Annotated in this window: 14 protein-coding genes; 9 read left to right on the top strand and 5 right to left on the bottom strand. The window is 65.9% G+C overall.

Annotated elements, in window-relative coordinates:
- The first annotated feature begins 6 nt into the window (after positions 1-6).
- Positions 7-660, top strand: coding sequence for a DUF2865 domain-containing protein (locus QM712_RS21300; RefSeq protein ID WP_415025109.1), 654 nt, complete (start codon positions 7-9; stop codon positions 658-660).
- A 14-nt stretch (positions 661-674) separates the two neighbouring features.
- Here the strand turns inward: QM712_RS21300 and QM712_RS21305 are convergent, their stop codons facing one another.
- Complete coding sequence (locus tag QM712_RS21305; RefSeq protein ID WP_415025110.1) at positions 675-2,771, bottom strand: methyl-accepting chemotaxis protein; 2,097 nt, start codon at positions 2,769-2,771, stop codon at positions 675-677.
- Between the two features lie 278 nt (positions 2,772-3,049).
- Here QM712_RS21305 and QM712_RS21310 point away from each other — a divergent pair, with 278 nt between their 5' ends.
- Positions 3,050-3,205: a Thivi_2564 family membrane protein gene (locus tag QM712_RS21310; protein WP_011084288.1), complete on the top strand. Its 156-nt coding sequence runs from the start codon at positions 3,050-3,052 to the stop codon at positions 3,203-3,205.
- A gap of 84 nt (positions 3,206-3,289) precedes the next feature.
- Here QM712_RS21310 and QM712_RS21315 read toward each other — a convergent pair whose 3' ends face one another.
- The 4 genes from QM712_RS21315 to cysD form a co-directional block, all read right to left on the bottom strand.
- Complete coding sequence (locus QM712_RS21315) at positions 3,290-3,490, bottom strand: CsbD family protein (RefSeq protein ID WP_027553924.1); 201 nt, start codon at positions 3,488-3,490, stop codon at positions 3,290-3,292.
- 129 nt (positions 3,491-3,619) lie between these two features.
- A complete protein-coding gene (locus QM712_RS21320) occupies positions 3,620-5,785 on the bottom strand; it encodes a malate synthase G (protein ID WP_415025111.1) in 2,166 nt (721 codons plus the stop codon).
- Between the two features lie 399 nt (positions 5,786-6,184).
- Positions 6,185-8,116 carry an adenylyl-sulfate kinase gene (gene cysC / locus QM712_RS21325; protein WP_415025112.1) on the bottom strand — a complete coding sequence of 644 codons (1,932 nt, stop codon included), beginning with the start codon at positions 8,114-8,116 and terminating at the stop codon, positions 6,185-6,187.
- A gap of 20 nt (positions 8,117-8,136) precedes the next feature.
- Entirely contained in the window at positions 8,137-8,931 is a 795-nt protein-coding gene (gene cysD / locus QM712_RS21330) for a sulfate adenylyltransferase subunit CysD (protein ID WP_415025113.1), read from the bottom strand.
- A 236-nt stretch (positions 8,932-9,167) separates the two neighbouring features.
- On the opposite strand from cysD, the gene cysG reads away from it, so the two are divergent.
- The 7 genes from cysG to cysT all read left to right on the top strand — a co-directional run bounded on the left by cysG (position 9,168) and on the right by cysT (position 15,803).
- A complete protein-coding gene (gene cysG, locus QM712_RS21335) occupies positions 9,168-10,595 on the top strand; it encodes a siroheme synthase CysG (protein WP_415025114.1) in 1,428 nt (475 codons plus the stop codon).
- Positions 10,592-10,900 carry a DUF2849 domain-containing protein gene (locus QM712_RS21340; protein WP_415025115.1) on the top strand — a complete coding sequence of 103 codons (309 nt, stop codon included), beginning with the start codon at positions 10,592-10,594 and terminating at the stop codon, positions 10,898-10,900. Before cysG ends, QM712_RS21340 begins: the two co-directional genes overlap by 4 nt.
- 28 nt (positions 10,901-10,928) lie before the next feature.
- Positions 10,929-12,584 carry a nitrite/sulfite reductase gene (locus tag QM712_RS21345; RefSeq protein ID WP_415025116.1) on the top strand — a complete coding sequence of 552 codons (1,656 nt, stop codon included), beginning with the start codon at positions 10,929-10,931 and terminating at the stop codon, positions 12,582-12,584.
- Positions 12,571-13,086, top strand: a complete 516-nt coding sequence (locus QM712_RS21350; RefSeq protein ID WP_415025117.1) for a DUF934 domain-containing protein — start codon at positions 12,571-12,573, stop codon at positions 13,084-13,086. The genes QM712_RS21345 and QM712_RS21350 overlap by 14 nt, the downstream gene beginning before the upstream one ends.
- Positions 13,083-13,814 (top strand): phosphoadenylyl-sulfate reductase, encoded by a 732-nt coding sequence (locus QM712_RS21355; RefSeq protein ID WP_415025118.1) that lies wholly within the window; start codon positions 13,083-13,085, stop codon positions 13,812-13,814. The genes QM712_RS21350 and QM712_RS21355 overlap by 4 nt, the downstream gene beginning before the upstream one ends.
- 112 nt (positions 13,815-13,926) lie before the next feature.
- Positions 13,927-14,928 (top strand): sulfate ABC transporter substrate-binding protein, encoded by a 1,002-nt coding sequence (locus QM712_RS21360; protein WP_415025119.1) that lies wholly within the window; start codon positions 13,927-13,929, stop codon positions 14,926-14,928.
- 89 nt (positions 14,929-15,017) lie between these two features.
- Positions 15,018-15,803 carry a sulfate ABC transporter permease subunit CysT gene (gene cysT, locus QM712_RS21365; protein WP_415025161.1) on the top strand — a complete coding sequence of 262 codons (786 nt, stop codon included), beginning with the start codon at positions 15,018-15,020 and terminating at the stop codon, positions 15,801-15,803.
- The last annotated feature ends 5 nt before the right edge of the window (positions 15,804-15,808 follow it).

The raw sequence follows: 15,808 nt of genomic DNA on the forward strand, positions 1-15,808 counted from the left end.
TTGGTCATGCGAAATAGTTCGATCGGCAAACTGGCTGGCGGGGCGGCAGCTTTCCTGGTTCTCAGCTCCGCCAGCCTCGTGCTGACGCCGTCGGCGCATGCCGAGGATTTTTTCTCGGCGCTGTTCGGCGGCTTCCGGATGCGACCGCCGCCGGAGATCCGGGTCCCGTTCCCCAACGACGACATGCCGCGCTATGACACCCCGCGCCAGCGCGCGTCTTATGGCGGCGGCACGGCCTATTGCGTGCGCGGCTGCGACGGCCGCTATTTCCCGGCGCAGGGCGCGAATGCCGAGAGCAAGGCGCAATCCTGCAAGAGCTTCTGTCCCGCCGCCGAGACCTCGATGGTTTACGGCAGCAGCATCGACGATGCCACGACCGACACCGGTAAATCCTATTCAGACCTTCCGAATGCCTTCCGCTACCGCAACGAGATCGTCGCGGGCTGCACCTGCAACGGCAAGGATTCGACCGGCCTCGCGGCGGTCAAGATCGAGGACGATCCCACCCTGCGCAAAGGCGACATCGTGGCGGGTGCCGACGGCCTGGTCGTTGCCAATCGCAACGCCAACGATCGCCGCGGCGTCGCGATGAACTTCTCGCCGCTGCCGGAATCGATCCGTGTCAGATTCCGCCAGGTGCCGGTGGTGGCGAAGGAGTAGGGACGGAGCGTAACCTACGCCGCGCGGATCCTGCCCAGGAAGTCGCTGACCTGCGCGTCGAGCCGGCGGCTCTGGGTTTCCAGCAATTCCGAGGCTTGCTTGACGTTTTCGGCCGCGCCCGCCGCGGTGTCGGTGTCGGCCTTCACCCCGGCGATGTTGTCCGAGACGTTCTTGGTGCCCCGCGCGGCATATTGCGTGCTGCGGGTGATCTCCTGGGTCGCCGCACCCTGCTCCTGCACGGCGGCGGCGATCGCCGTCGCGACCTCGTTCACCTCGCCGATGATGCCGCCGATCACCTGGATTGCGCTGATGGCTTCGCCCGCGACCTTCTGGATGTCGGCGATCTGCTCGGAGATGTCCTCGGTCGCCTTCGCGGTCTGGCCCGCTAGCGATTTCACTTCGGACGCCACCACGGCAAAGCCGCGCCCGGCCTCGCCGGCGCGGGCCGCTTCAATCGTGGCGTTGAGCGCCAGCAGGTTGGTCTGCGCCGCAATGGTGTTGATCAGGCCGACCACCTCGCCGATGCGGTTGGCGGAGCTGGCGAGGCTCTGCACGGTGCCGTCGGTGTCACGGGCCTGGCTGACGGCGCGGCTGGCGATGCCTGCGGCATGCGCGGCCTGCTGGCTGATATCGTTGATGGACGCGCTCAGTTGCTCGGCGGCGGCCGCGACGCTGTCCACGCTGCCGGTGGCCTCGCCGGAGGCCTTGCCGGCCATTTGCACCCGCTCGTTGGTCTGGCGTGAGACGGCCGAAAGCCCGGAGGCGGTCTTGCGCATCTCGCTGGAGGCCTGGCTCAATTGCTCCAGCGTTTCGTGCACGACGCCTTCGAATTCGCCGACATAGGTCTCGATCGCGCGCTGGCGCACGGCGGCGCTTGCGTTGTGCTCGCGCTCCTGCGCCTCGATCTTGAGCTTGTCGGTCGCCTGCTGCTTGAAGATCTCGAGTGCCCCGGCGAGCGCGCCGATCTCGTCCTTGCGATCGAGATAGCCGCTGTCGACGGTGAGGTCGCCGCCGGCAACCCGAAGCATGGCGTCGCGGATGTTGTGCAGCGGACGAATGACGCGGCGGGTGACCGCGATCATGGCGCCGGCCGTCAGGAGCGTCGCGACGACCAGCATCGCGATCTGGATGGCGAGTGCGCGGCTCGCTGCGGCATACTGAACCGCCGCATAGTCGCGGGCTTCGTCGAGTGCGCGCTCGGCCACGGTGACCGCGGTGCCCATGCGTTGCGACGTCAGGGGCGTCCACTGATCGGCGGTCATGTCGGTCTTCGAGCCGACCATGATCTGGTCGATCAGCCGGTCGCGCAGCGCGAGATAGTCCGCATTGAAATAGGCGGCCTTGGCGGCGTTCATCGCGTTGAGCAGTTCGGCCGATAGCTTCATGCCCAGCGTCGAGGAATCGAGCCCGCTCCAGGCGTTCTCGATGGCGCCGACCGTTTTGGTGTAGGTCTGCTGCGCCTCCAGCGGCAGGCTGCCGGTCGCCACCAGCCCGGTCGAGACCAGGTCGGAGGCCTCGCCCGCGGTGTTGCGCAGCAGCCAGGCGGCCTGCTTGATCGACAGCAATTGGTCGATCAGCGGATCGTTGTGGTTGACGACCGCGGTCAGGCGCGCGGAAATCGTCTCGAGCGTCGCAAGCAGCGCGCCGGTGTGGTCGGTGTATTCTTTCGAGAGCGCCGCGCGCCGGGCCTTCTTCGGCTTGCGCATCTCGTTCCAGGCTTCGGCCTGGAGTGTCGTCAGCCTGTCGAGCTGCTGGTTCAGGCTGGCGAGCAGGGCCGCCTGCTCCGCGAACGGGATCGACGGCAGCAGCGCGGCGGTAGTCCGGATCGCCGGCATCTCCGCCTCGTGAATGCCGCGCAGGAATTTCTCGATCTCGGGCGATACCGGCGCCTCGCCGTTCAGCACCCGCGGCGTCGAGGAGCGATCGGTACGGAGGTTGTGCATCGCCTTGAAGGCGTTGGCCGAAGCTTCAGCCACCGCCGCGATGTGGCCGGTGGCGCGCAGCCGTTCCCAGGATTGCCAGGCCGTCGTGATCAGAAGGGCAACGACGCAGGTCGCAAGAAGAGCAATGACCGACTGCAGCAGCGCGGAAACGGTGATACGTCGAAGCATGATGGAATCCCCCCGAACCCCGTGGTTTTGTCGCAAAAAGGGATAAACAGAGTTGTAACGCCGGTCCCGCTCGCGCCGGCGAAGCTTGCGGCGAGCGTCGCGATGCCGGATTTGCCAGGCGTTAACGGGTCGTTACCCGCCTGCTTCCCGGTCCGCCTGGTGGCGGGCCTGCGCCATTTGCGGAATTGCCAGAAGTTGTAACGGGTTGCCTCGGTGGAACCGACGCCCCTGATCGGCGTTAGGACAGCACTGGAAACCTAGCTGAAGGGGGCTTCGCGATGCTGGTCGGCGTACTCGTCACCTTTCTTGTCGTCATTCTCGTACTCTACCTCATCAACATGCTGCCGATGGACGGCCGCGCCAAGCAGATCGCGCGCGTCGTCGTCATCATCATCGGCGTGGTGTCGCTGCTGAAATACCTGACGGTGTTCTAGCGAGGCAGGCTGGACCGTCACGGCTGTGACGCTTCCAAACAAAAGCCCCGGCGATCAGCCGGGGCTTCGTCGTTCGCATTACGCCTAGTGCAGTGATTTGAGCCAGTCGTCGACGTCCTGACGAACCTGGTCCTTGGCCTTGCCGTAACGTTCCTGAAGCCGGCCTTCGAGCTGCTCGCGGCGGCCCTCGATCAATTTGAGGTCGTCGTCGGTGAGCTTGCCCCACTTCTCCTTGGCCGAACCCTTGAACTGCTTCCAGTTTCCCTCGATCCGATTCCAGTCCATGGCCATCTCCCGTGGTTGATGGCCGGGACAACGCGGGCGATGCGGCGCCGTTCCTCGCTGCACCGCGGCGCCTTGCCCGACAAAAAAGCCCCGACTTTCGCCGGGGCTTCGGAGGTTCGATGGACCGGCTCAGCCGGCCGCCTTGGCCTCGCGGCGGCGCGCGGTGAGGATGTATTCGGTGTAGCCGTTCGGCTGCTCGCGGCCCTTGAAGACAAGGTCGCAGGCGGCCTTGAAGGCGACGCCGTCGAAGGCGGGCGCCATCGGCTTGTAGATGGAATCGCCCGCGTTCTGCTTGTCGACGACCACCGCCATGCGCTTGAGCGATTCCATCACCTGCGCCTCGGTGATCACGCCCTGGTGCAGCCAGTTGGCAAGGTGCTGGCTGGAGATGCGCAAGGTGGCGCGGTCTTCCATCAGGCCGACGTCGTGGATGTCGGGCACCTTGGAGCAGCCGACGCCCTGGTCGATCCAGCGCACGACATAGCCGAGGATGCCCTGGCAGTTGTTGTCGATCTCCTGCTTGACGTCGTCGGGCGCCCAGTTCGACTTCGACACCGGAATGGTGAGGATGTCGGAGAGTTTGGCGCGCGGGCCACCCTTGGTCAGCTCTTGCTGGCGCGCGATGACGTTGACCTGGTGATAGTGCAGGGCGTGCAGCGTCGCGGCGGTCGGGGAGGGCACCCAGGCGGTGGTGGCGCCGGCCTGCGGATGCGCGATCTTCTGCGCCAGCATGTCCGCCATCTTGTCCGGCGCGGCCCACATGCCCTTGCCGATCTGGGCATGGCCGGGCAGGCCGTCGATCAGGCCCATGTCGACGTTCCAATCCTCATAGGCCTTGATCCAGGCCTGCGCCTTCATCTCGTTCTTGCGGATCATCGGACCCGCTTCCATCGAGGTGTGGATCTCGTCGCCGGTCCGGTCGAGGAAGCCGGTGTTGATGAACATGATGCGCTTGGAGGCGCGCTGGATACAGGCCTTGAGGTTGACGGTAGTGCGCCGTTCCTCGTCCATGATGCCGACCTTGAGCGTGTTCTCGGGCAGGCCGAGCATCTTCTCGACGCGGTCGAACAGCTCGCAGGTCAGCGACACCTCGTCGGGGCCGTGCATCTTCGGCTTGACGATATAGGCCGAGCCGGTGCGGCTGTTCTTGACCTTCGACTGGCCCTTGATGTCGTGAATGGCGAGCAGGCCCGAGACGGCGGCGTCGAGCAGGCCTTCCGGGATCTCCTCGCCCTTCTCGTCGAGCACAGCGTCGGTGAACATGTGGTGGCCGACATTGCGCATCAGCAGCAGGCTGCGGCCGTGCAGCTTCACCTCGCCCTTGCCGTCCGGCGTCTTGTAGCTGCGGTCGGTGTTGAGCGAGCGGGTCAGCGTCTTGCCGCCCTTCTCGAAATCCGCCGACAGCGTGCCGTTCATGAGGCCGAGCGTGTTGCGATAGACCAGCACCTTGTCCTCGGCATCGACAGCGGCGACCGAGTCTTCCATGTCGAGGATGGTGGAGACCGCGGCCTCCATGATCATGTCGGCGACGCCGGCCGGATCGTCCTTGCCGATCGCGCTGCCCCGGTCGATCTTCACCTCGACATGCAGGCCGTTGTTCACGAGCAGCACTGCGCTCGGCGCGGCCGCATCGCCCTGGAAGCCGGCGAACTGCGCGGCGTTCTTCAGCGCGGTCGCATTGCCGCTCTTCAGCTTCACCGCGAGCTGGCCGGCGACCACGCTGTAGGCGGTGACGTCGGTATGGCTGGCGGTCGCGAGCGGCACGGCGGCATCGAGGAAGGCCTTGGCCTTGGCGATCACCTTGTCGCCGCGCGCCTTGTTGTAACCCTTGCCGCCTTCCGAGGGATCGTGCGGGATCGCGTCGGTGCCGTAGAAGGCGTCGTACAGCGAGCCCCAGCGCGCGTTCGCCGCGTTGAGTGCGTAGCGCGCATTGGTGAGGGGCACGACGAGCTGCGGTCCGCAGATCTTGCCGATCTCCTCGTCGACGTTGGCAGTCTCGACCTTCTGCGTCGCGGGTTCGGGGACGAGATAGCCGATCTCCTTCAGGAAGGCGGTGTAGGCGTCGAGATCGAAGGCCTTGCCCTTGCTGGCGCGGTGCCACTCGTCGATCTTGGCCTGCAGCGTGTCGCGGAGTGCGAGCAGCGACCGGTTCTTCGGCCCGAGGTCGCGGACGATCGCGGCCAGCCCGGCCCAGAACGCATCGGGCGTGATCCCGGTCTTCGGGGCCGCTTCCTTGGCGATGAAATCGTGCAGGACGGGAGCGATCTTCAATCCGTGGGCGTCGACGCGTTTCATGATGGGCTTTCTTGTTGGAAATGGCTGTTTTTGGCTGCTTTTGACCCGTCAGCAGCAAAATGCGCCCACCCGGGGCAGCTTTCGGGACCTATTAGCCCCAAAATCGGGGCGGTGAGAAGACCCCCCGGGGTTTGTCAAAATGTCAAGAAGAGGTGTGAGCTTGGCCTGTTTTACAAACGGTCGAGCCGACTTGGTGCCACGCACGCAACTGAACTCCCTCGCCCACGCGGGGGAGTGCGGCGGAGAGGGGTAGCCCAGGCAAAGATATGTGAAAGTTCGGGAAGCCGAGTGATTGATTCCGGAGAGAGACCCCGCGTGGGCGCCTCTCCCCAACTGCCCCCACAAGGGGGAAGGCGCCGCGTGTCAGGCGTGAGCGGGGGCCCTCAGCGAAAGCCCGCCTCAGATGTTCGCGGCGAGGTCCACGACTTCGTCGAACAGCACGCCGGTCGTCTTCAGCATCTGCTCGATCTCGTCCGCGGCGTCCGCGACCGTCCGTGCCGATGTGTCGATCACGAGCTCGGCGGCCTGCGGCGCCTCGTAGTCGTTGCCGATGCCGGTGAACGAGGCGAGCGCGCCGGCGCGGGCCTTCTTGTAGTGGCCCTTGGGATCGCGCTCCTCGCAGATTTGCGCGGGCGTCGCGACGTGGATCTCGCGGAATGCGGTGTCCGCGATCCGGCGCGCCGCGGCGCGGTCCTCGCGCGCGGGAGAGACCGCGGCGACGATCGCGATGTGGCCGTTGCGGGCGAGATGCGTCGCGACCTCCGCGAGGCGGCGGATGTTCTCGCTGCGGTCGGCGGTGGTGAAGCCGAGATCGTTGTTCAGGCCCGCGCGCAGCGTGTCGCCGTCGAGCAGGATCGGCGACCCGCCATTGGTGAACAGCCGGCGCTCGAGCGCCTTGGCCAGCGTCGACTTGCCGGAGGCGGGCAGGCCCGTGAGCCAAACCACCGCGCCGTTGTGACGGTAGCGCGCGGAGCGCTCATCGGGCCGCAGTGCGGATTCCACCGGCACGATGTCGACCGGTACGGCGCGCTGACCGGCATCCACCGACAGCACGAGACCGCCGCCGGCGATGCGCCCGGACACTTCGATCACGAGGCGCCCGGTACGCGGGTTCTCGGTGTAGGGATCCGTGGCGATGGGGCTCGAGAGCGAAATGTCGATCTCGCCCACATGGTTGCGGCCGATCGCCTTGTTCTCGATGCTGGACAGTTCGCCGGGATCGACCGCCTTCTCGATCGCGACCACCGTGGCGCGACTTTCTTTTGGTCCGCAGCGCACCAGCAGCTGGTCGCCCTTGGCGAGCGGCTTGTCGTGCAGCCAGAAGATACGCGCGCGCAGGCGGCGGGTCTCGCGCGGAGCGGCGCTCGCATGCGCGACGATGTCGCCGCGCTCGATGAACAATTCGCGGTCGAGGGTGATGCCGACCGAGCGGCCCGCGCCCTGCCGGCCCGCGACGGGCGTCACCGGCCAGCTCTCGACCGTCTTGATTTTGGCGATCTTGCCGGCCGGCATGATCACGATCTCGTCGCCGGCGATGAGGCTGCCGGATTCGATGCGGCCCGCGACGATGCGGCGGTCGTCGAACTTGTAGATCGCCTGCACCGGCAGCCGCAGCGCCAGCGCTTCCAGCGGCCGCGCCGGCTCGAGCCGGTCGAGTGCCTCGACCACGGTCGGGCCCTGGTACCAGCCGATCCGGCCGGTGCGCTCGGCGACGCCGTCGCCGTCGCGCGCGGAAATCGGGATGACGGCGGTGGGTGTGACGCCGAGGCCATTGAGATGGGCGGAGATTTCGTCGCTGATCGCCTTGAAGCGGTCGGCGGAGAAGTCGACGCGGTCCATCTTGTTGACCACGATCGCGACCTGCTTCACGCCGAGCAGGTGCAGGAGGTAGCCGTGCCGCCGGGTCTGGTCGCGTACGCCTTCGAGCGCATCGATGATCAGCACCGCACCGTCGGCCTGCGAGGCGCCGGTGATCATGTTGCGGAGGAATTCGGCGTGGCCGGGCGCGTCGATCAGCACGATGTCGCGCGAATTGGTGCGGAAGCGGATCTGCGTGGTGTCGATGGTGATGCCCTGGTCGCGCTCGGTCTGCAGCGCGTCGAGCAGGAACGACCATTCGAACGGCATGCCGCGCCGCGCGCTGACGGCCTTGAGCATGTCGAGCTTGCCCTCGGGCAGGCTGCCGGTCTCGTGCAGCAGGCGGCCGACCAGCGTCGACTTGCCGTGGTCGACATGGCCGACGATGACGATGCGGACCTGCGGGCGCGTCGTACCGTTCGGCATCGACGTGGTGGCGGTGGCGGGCGAAGCCGGGGTGACGATCATGTTCATAGCCGCGTTGCGTCCTGAGGTCAGAGATAGCCGGCGACGCGCAGGCGCTCGAAGGCGTCTTCGGTCTCATGGTCGAGCGCGCGGCCCGCGCGCTCCGGCACCTTGGTCTGTTCGAGCTCGATCAGGATCTCGTCGATGTTCGACGCCGTCGAGGCGACCGGATTGGTGATGTCCTGGTCGCCCAGCGAGCGATAGCGCTTGCCGTCCTTGGCGAGATAGAGCGGAATGATCGGGATGTTCTCGCGCTTGGTGTAGGCCCAGATGTCGGCCTCGGTCCAATGCAGGATCGGGTGGATGCGCAGATGCGCGCCTTGCGGCGGCGAGGCGTTGAAATGGTCCCAGAACTCCGGCGGCTGGTCGCGCACGTCCCAATTGCCTTCGAGGCCCCGCGGCGAGAACACGCGTTCCTTGGCGCGGGTCGCTTCCTCGTCGCGGCGGATACCGGCGATCAGGCCGTCGAAGCCGTATTTCGCGAGCGCCATCTTGAGCCCTTCGGTCTTGCGCGCGGCGGAACGGGCGGCCGGCGGCAGCGTTGGGTCTACGGCATCGATGGGCGGGCAGGGCTCGACGCGAAGATCGAGGTCCCATTCCTTTCCGTAGTGATCGCGGAAGCGATACATCTCCGGAAACTTCTTGCCGGTGTCGACGTGGAGCGCCGGGAACGGCATGCGGCCGAAGAACGCCTTGCGTGCCAGCCAGATCATGACGTTGGAGTCTTTGCCGAGCGACCACAGCAGCGCGATCTTCTTCAGGCGGGCGAAAGCCTCGCGGAAAATGTAGATGCTTTGCGCCTCGAGCTGGTCGAGATGGTCCATGCCGGGAGCGGTCAGTTCGACCGGAATTTGCTGAGAAAGGGGAGCTGTGAAGCCCAGCCCATCTGCGCCGGAATCTGTCCTGAGAAGATGCATCTCTGCCACTTTGCGTTTGGAGGCGAAAATTCTATAGTTGCGTCGCGGGAGAGAAGAAAAAATTTTCTCTTTGCGCGCTCGAAACGAGACATATATAGAAAATAATTCCAGTCAACCCCGTATGTGGGGGAAGCGAGTATCGCATGCGGTTCTTGCCGGTGTTCCTCGATCTCAAGGCCGGTCCGGTGGTCCTCATCGGCGCGGGTGAGCTTCTGCGCGCCAAGTTGCGCGTGCTCGCCGCCGCCGGTGCGCGTGTTCGCGTGCATGCGCTCGACGGCAATCGCGACGCCGGCGGACTTGCTGCCGACGCTGCGGGCCGTGTCGCGTTTTCGGATGGCGATCCGCTCGTATCCGATCTCGCCGGCGTCATCGCCATCGTCTGTGCGGGTGCCGGCGATGTCGGCGTCGCGATGTCGGCGCGGGCGAAGGCGCTGGGCCTGCCCGTGAACGTCATGGACGATCTCGAACATTCCAGCTTCATCTTCCCGGCCATCGTCGATCGCGGCGATGTCGTGGTCGCGGTCGGCACCGGCGGCACATCGCCGGTGGTCGCGCGGCGCGTGCGCGAGAAGATCGAGGCATTGCTGCCTGCCCGCATCGGCGAACTCGCCGAGTTCATCGGCGGCGTCCGCAAGTCGATCAACGAGCGCATCGCCGAATTTCCGTTGCGCCGCCGCTTCTGGGAGCGCGTGATCGATGGCCCGATCGGCGCCTCCGTGCTCGCCGGCCGCAGGAGCGAGGCGGAAGCCGCGCTGACGCAGATTTCCGATCCCTCCGCGTTCGCGCGCGCCGACAAGCCGGAAGGCTCCGTCGCGCTGGTCGGTGCCGGCCCCGGCGATCCGGACCTTCTCACCATCAAGGCCCTGCGCGCGCTGCAGGACGCCGACATCGTCTTTCACGACGAACTGGTCTCGCCCGAAATTCTCGACCGCATCCGCCGCGACACGGCGCGCGTCCCGGTCGGCCGCCGCGTCGGCAAGCCCGGCATCGGCCAGGACGCCATCAACAGGCGCATGATCGAGGCGGCGCGCTCCGGCCAGCGCGTGGTGCGGCTGAAGGGCGGCGATCCCTTCGTGTTCGGCCGCGGCGGCGAAGAGGTCGAGGCGCTGCGCGCGGCGGGTATCGCCTATTCAGTCATTCCCGGCATCACCGCCGGGCTCGGTGGCGCAGCCGATTTCGAGGTGCCGCTCACCTATCGCCACGAAGCAACCCGCATTACTTTTCTCACCGCGCATCGGGCGCGCGACGCCGAGACGGCGGACTGGTCGACGCTGACCGACACCAGGATGACCGTCGTCGTCTACATGGGCATGACCGCGGCACCCGCCGTGCGCGCCGGCCTGCTCGCCGCGGGCCGCTCGCCGGAAACGCCGGTCGGCGTGTTCGCGCGCGTCACGCGCCCCGATGCACAGGCCGCGATCGGCACGCTGCGCGACCTGCCCGAACTCGTGAGGCGGACCAGCGGCGGTCCCGCCATTCTCATCATCGGCGACGTGATCCGGCATGCCGGCTCGCTTCGCCGCCAAACGCCCAACCAAATCATCTCTGACCTCCTGGAAGCAGCCGAATGACCTCTCCCCTGCAGCAGAAAATCAAGATCGCCGGGCCCTCCGTCGTGACCGCCAACCGCACCTGGGACGGCATCGTCGTCTACCGCACCGCCGCCAAGGGCTGGTCGGCGGAACTGGCCGACGCGGCCATCGTGCGCAACTCGGACGAGGCGAAGGCGTTGCTGGCCGAGGCCGTTGCCGATGACGTCGGCGCAATCGGTCCCTATATCGCGCCGGTGCAGGTCGACGAGGCCGGCAAGATCCTGCCGGGCAATCTGCGAGAGCAGATCCGCCGCGACGGCGTGACGATCGGCTTGCCGGTCTGACTATCGGCAGAGCTGTAAGGCATTTCTCATGTACGCTTACGACGAAATCGACCGCACGCTGGTCAATGAGCGCGTCTCGGAATTCCGCGACCAGGTGCAGCGGCGCCTGTCCGGCGAACTCACCGAGGACGAGTTCAAGATCCTTCGCCTGCAGAACGGCGTCTATCTGCAGCTGCACGCATATATGTTCCGCGTGGCGATTCCCTACGGCACGCTGGCGTCGAACCAGTTGCGGCAGCTGGCCCATGTCGCGCGCAAATATGATCGCGGCTACGGCCATTTCACGACGCGCCAGAACATCCAGTTCAACTGGATCAAGCTGTCGGACCTGCCGGACGCCCTGGCCGATCTCGCCGAGGTCGGCATCCATGCGATGCAGACCTCCGGCAACAACATGCGCAACGTCACGTCCGACCAGTGGGCCGGCGTCGCGCCGGGCGAGATCGAGGACCCCCGCATCTGGTCGGAGCTGATCCGTCAGCACACCACGCTGCATCCGGAATTCTCGTTCCTGCCGCGCAAGTTCAAGATCGCGATCACCGCGTCGGACCATGACCGCGCCGCGATCAAGGTCCACGACATCGGCCTGAAGCTGATCAAGAACGAGAAGGGCGAGACCGGCTTCGAGGTGCTGGTTGGTGGCGGGCTCGGCCGCACGCCGTTCATCGGCAAGACCATCAAGCACTTCGTCCACGGCCGCGATATCCTCAGCTATATCGAGGCGATCCTGCGCGTCTACAACCAGTACGGCCGCCGCGACAACATCTACAAGGCGCGCATCAAGATCCTCGTGCACGAGCTCGGCATCGAGAAATTCTCGCGCGAGGTCGAGGACGAGTGGCAGCATATCCGCGACTCCTCGCTTCAGATAGACGACGAGGTGATCGAAGACATCCGCTCGCGCTTCACCTATCCGGCCTACGAGAAGTTGCCGCACATGCCCGACGAGCTGCGGCAGGCCGCGGCCGATGCGGATTTCGAGGCCTGGCGTAAGAACTCCGTCGCCCCGCACAAGGTGCAGGGCTACTCCATCGTCACGATCTCGCTGAAGCCGATCGGCGCGCCTCCCGGCGACGCCACGGCCGAGCAGATGGACGCGCTCGCCGATCTCGCCGACAGATATTCCTTCGGGGAGATCCGCGTCGGCCACGAGCAGAACCTGGCGCTGCCGCACGTCGCCAAGCGCGACCTGCCCGCGCTGTGGAAGGCGCTCGACAAGCTTGGCCTCGCCACGCCGAACGTCAATCTGATCACCGACATCATCGCGTGCCCGGGTCTCGATTACTGCTCGCTGGCGAACGCGCGCTCGATCCCGATCGCGCAGGAGCTGACGCGGCGTTTCGCCAACCATGAGCTCGCCAACCTGATCGGCCGGCTGCACATCAACATCTCGGGCTGCATCAACGCCTGCGGCCATCACCATGTCGGCCATATCGGCATTCTCGGCGTCGAGAAGAACGGCGAGGAGGTCTACCAGATCACCATCGGCGGCCGCGCCGACGAGAGCGCCGCGCTCGGCAACCTGATTGGTCCCGGCGTCAAGTTCGACGAGGTGGCCGACGTCGTCGAGGACATCGTGGAGGCCTATCTCGCGCTGCGCGAGCGGCCTGAGGAGCTGTTCATCGACGCGGTGAAGCGCCTCGGTGTCGAACCTTTCAAGGAGCGGGTCTATGCCACTCGTTAATGGCGGAAAGATCGCCGAAGACCACTTCGTCAAGCTCGCCGTCGACACGCCGCTGCCGGACGGCGGCGATATCTTGGTGCCCGCGGAGCGCTTCCTGAGCGATCCCCAGGCTCTGCTCGCGCGCGCAGGCAAGGTCGGCGTGATCTGGCCGAACAATCGCGACATTGACGAGCTGACGCCGTATCTCGGCAAGCTCGCCGCCGTCGCGCTGGTGTTCCCGAGCTTCCGCGACGGCCGCGCCTACAGCCAGGCGCGGCTGCTGCGCGAGCGCTACAATTACCGCGGCGAGTTGCGCGCGACCGGCCAGATCCTGCGCGACCAGTTCGTGTTCATGCTGCGCGCGGGATTCGACTCCTTCGAGGTGAAGAAGCAGGCCGACGCCGAAGCCTTCATGCAGACCGCGAAGCGCTATTCGGTGTTCTACCAGCCGACCGGTGACGGTCGCATCACGGCGCTGCACCGGCGCATGCAGTTGCGCCATTCGGAGGGCGTCGGCACGTGAACGCGCTTGCGCCTCAGGAATCGTCGACGCCGGCCTTTGCGCTGCCCTCCGCGGAAGAGCTCGATCGCGCGTTGCGCGATGCCTCGCCCGCGGAGATCATCGCGGTGGCGCTGAGGACGATCGGGCGCGACAGTCTTGCTCTGGTGTCGTCATTCGGGACGGAATCGGCGACGCTGCTGAAAGTCGCTGCGGATGTCGATCCGGCGATTCCGGTGATCTTCCTCGACACTGGCTGGCTGTTCGAGGAGACGCTTGCCTATCGCGACACGCTGATCGCGACGCTCGGGCTGACGGACGTCCGTTCGATCAAGCCGGCGGAAGAGACGCTGTCGCGCGATGATCCCGACCGCGATCTCTGGTTCTCCGATCCGGACGCCTGCTGCCGTAGCCGCAAGGTGGAGCCGCTGGCGCGCGCACTGAAGCCCTTCTCGGCCTGGATCAACGGCCGCAAGCGGTTCCAGGGCAATGCGCGTGCGGACATACCCGTCGTCGAGAGCGACGGTGTGCGATTGAAGTTCAATCCGCTCGCCAATGTCTCGCGCGAGGAACTCGAGGCGATTTTCGTCCGCGCTAAATTGCCGCGTCATCCCCTGGCGGAGTCCGGTTTCCTGTCGGTCGGGTGTATGCCTTGCACGAGCAGGACGGCCGAAGGCGAGGATGCGCGCGCCGGTCGCTGGCGTGGCCGGGCCAAGACAGAATGCGGCATCCACACGATGAAGATTTCGTAGCACGATCGAGCTGTCCGGCTACGAACAAGAAAATCCGGTTCCGTTGACTTGAGGGTGTTTCGCCACGAGTTTCGCCTGCATGCCTTCGCCGATATTGACGTCGTCGAAGTGAATGGAGATGGACATGTTGCGCCGTATCGTTCCGCTTGCTGCAGTATTGCTCTGGGCAAGCTCGGCTCTCGCCGCTGACATCAATTTGCTGAACGTGTCGTACGATCCGACGCGTGAGCTCTATGTCGACTTCAACAAGGCGTTCGCGAACGCCTATCAGAAGGAAACCGGCAAGAGCGTCGAGATCAAGCAGTCGCACGGCGGCAGCGGCGCGCAGGCCCGCAGCGTGATCGACGGATTGCAGGCCGACGTGGTGACGCTCGCGCTCGCCTACGACATCGACGCCATCGCCGCCAAGGGGCTCACCGCCGCCGACTGGCAGAAGCGGTTGCCGCAGAATTCATCGCCCTACACCTCGACCATCGTGTTCCTGGTCCGCAAGGGCAATCCGAAGGGCATCAAGGACTGGGACGATCTGATCAAGCCCGGCGTCGCCGTGATCACGCCGAACCCGAAGACCTCGGGCGGCGCGCGCTGGAACTATCTCGCGGCCTGGGGCTTCGCGCAGAAGAAATACGGCTCGGCCGACAAGGCCAAGGAGTTCGTCGGCAAGCTCTACCAGCAGGTCCCCGTGCTCGACACCGGCGCGCGCGGCGCCACCGTGACCTTCGTGGAGCGCGGCGTCGGCGACGTGCTGCTGGCCTGGGAGAACGAGGCGTATCTGGCGCTCAAGGAGTTCGGTCCGGAGAAATTCGAGATCGTGGCGCCGCAGCAATCGATCCTGGCCGAGCCGCCGGTCGCGATCGTCGACAAGGTGGCCGACAAGAAGGGCACCCGCAACGTCGCCGATGCCTATCTGCAATATTGGTACACCAAGGAAGGTCAGGAGATCGCGGCGCGCAACTTCTACCGTCCGCGCGATGCCGAGATCGCCAAGAAGTATGAAAACTCCTTCGCAAAGGTCCAGCTGTTCACGATCGACGACGTGTTCGGCGGCTGGACCAAGGCGCAGAAGGAACATTTCGCTGACGGCGGTGTCTTCGATCAGATCTACAAGAACTGATCGGGCGCTGACGTAAAGAGGCTGTCACAGGGGGCTCGGTGAGCGCAATCGCAGCACGACGCCGGACGTTGCCGGGCTTCGGTCTCACGATGGGACTGACGCTGTCCTGGCTGTCCGTCATCATCCTGATTCCGCTCGCCGGGCTTTTCCTGAAATCGCTCGAGCTCAGTCCCGAGCAGTTCTGGGCCATCGTCTCGAGCCGCCGCACCCTCAACGCGCTGCGCGTGTCTTTCGGGCTCGCTTTTGCGGCGGCCTGCGTCAACCTGGTGATGGGCAGCATCATCGTCTGGGCGTTGGTGCGCTACCGCTTTCCCGGACGGCGACTGTTCGATGCCATCGTCGACGTTCCCTTCGCGCTGCCGACCGCGGTCGCCGGCGTCGCGCTGACCTCGCTGTTCGCCGAGAAGGGCTGGCTCGGCGCGCCGCTCGCCGCGCTCGGCATCAAGGTGGCGTTCACGCCGCTCGGCATCTTCGTCGCCATGATCTTCATCGGCATCCCCTTCGTGGTGCGCACCGTGCAGCCGGTGCTCCAGGATCTCGATCCCGAGATCGAGGAGGCGGCCGGCAGCCTCGGTGCCAGCCGCTGGCAGACGATCGTTCGCGTGATCCTGCCGTCGCTCGCCCCGGCGCTGCTGACGGGACTGGCGCTCGCCTTCGCGCGCGCGGTCGGCGAATACGGTTCGGTGATCTTCATCGCCGGCAATCTGCCGAATGTCTCGGAGATCGCGCCGCTCCTCATCGTGATCCGGCTGTCCGAATTCCGCTACGCCGATGCGACCGCGATTGCGGTCGTCATGCTCGTCGTGTCGTTCGTGATCATCTTCGCGGTCAACCGGCTCCAGCGCTGGGCGCAGAGCCGGATTCCGGCGCGATGAGGCCG

This window comes from Bradyrhizobium sp. (assembly GCF_047605465.1).
Classification (GTDB): domain Bacteria; phylum Pseudomonadota; class Alphaproteobacteria; order Rhizobiales; family Xanthobacteraceae; genus Bradyrhizobium.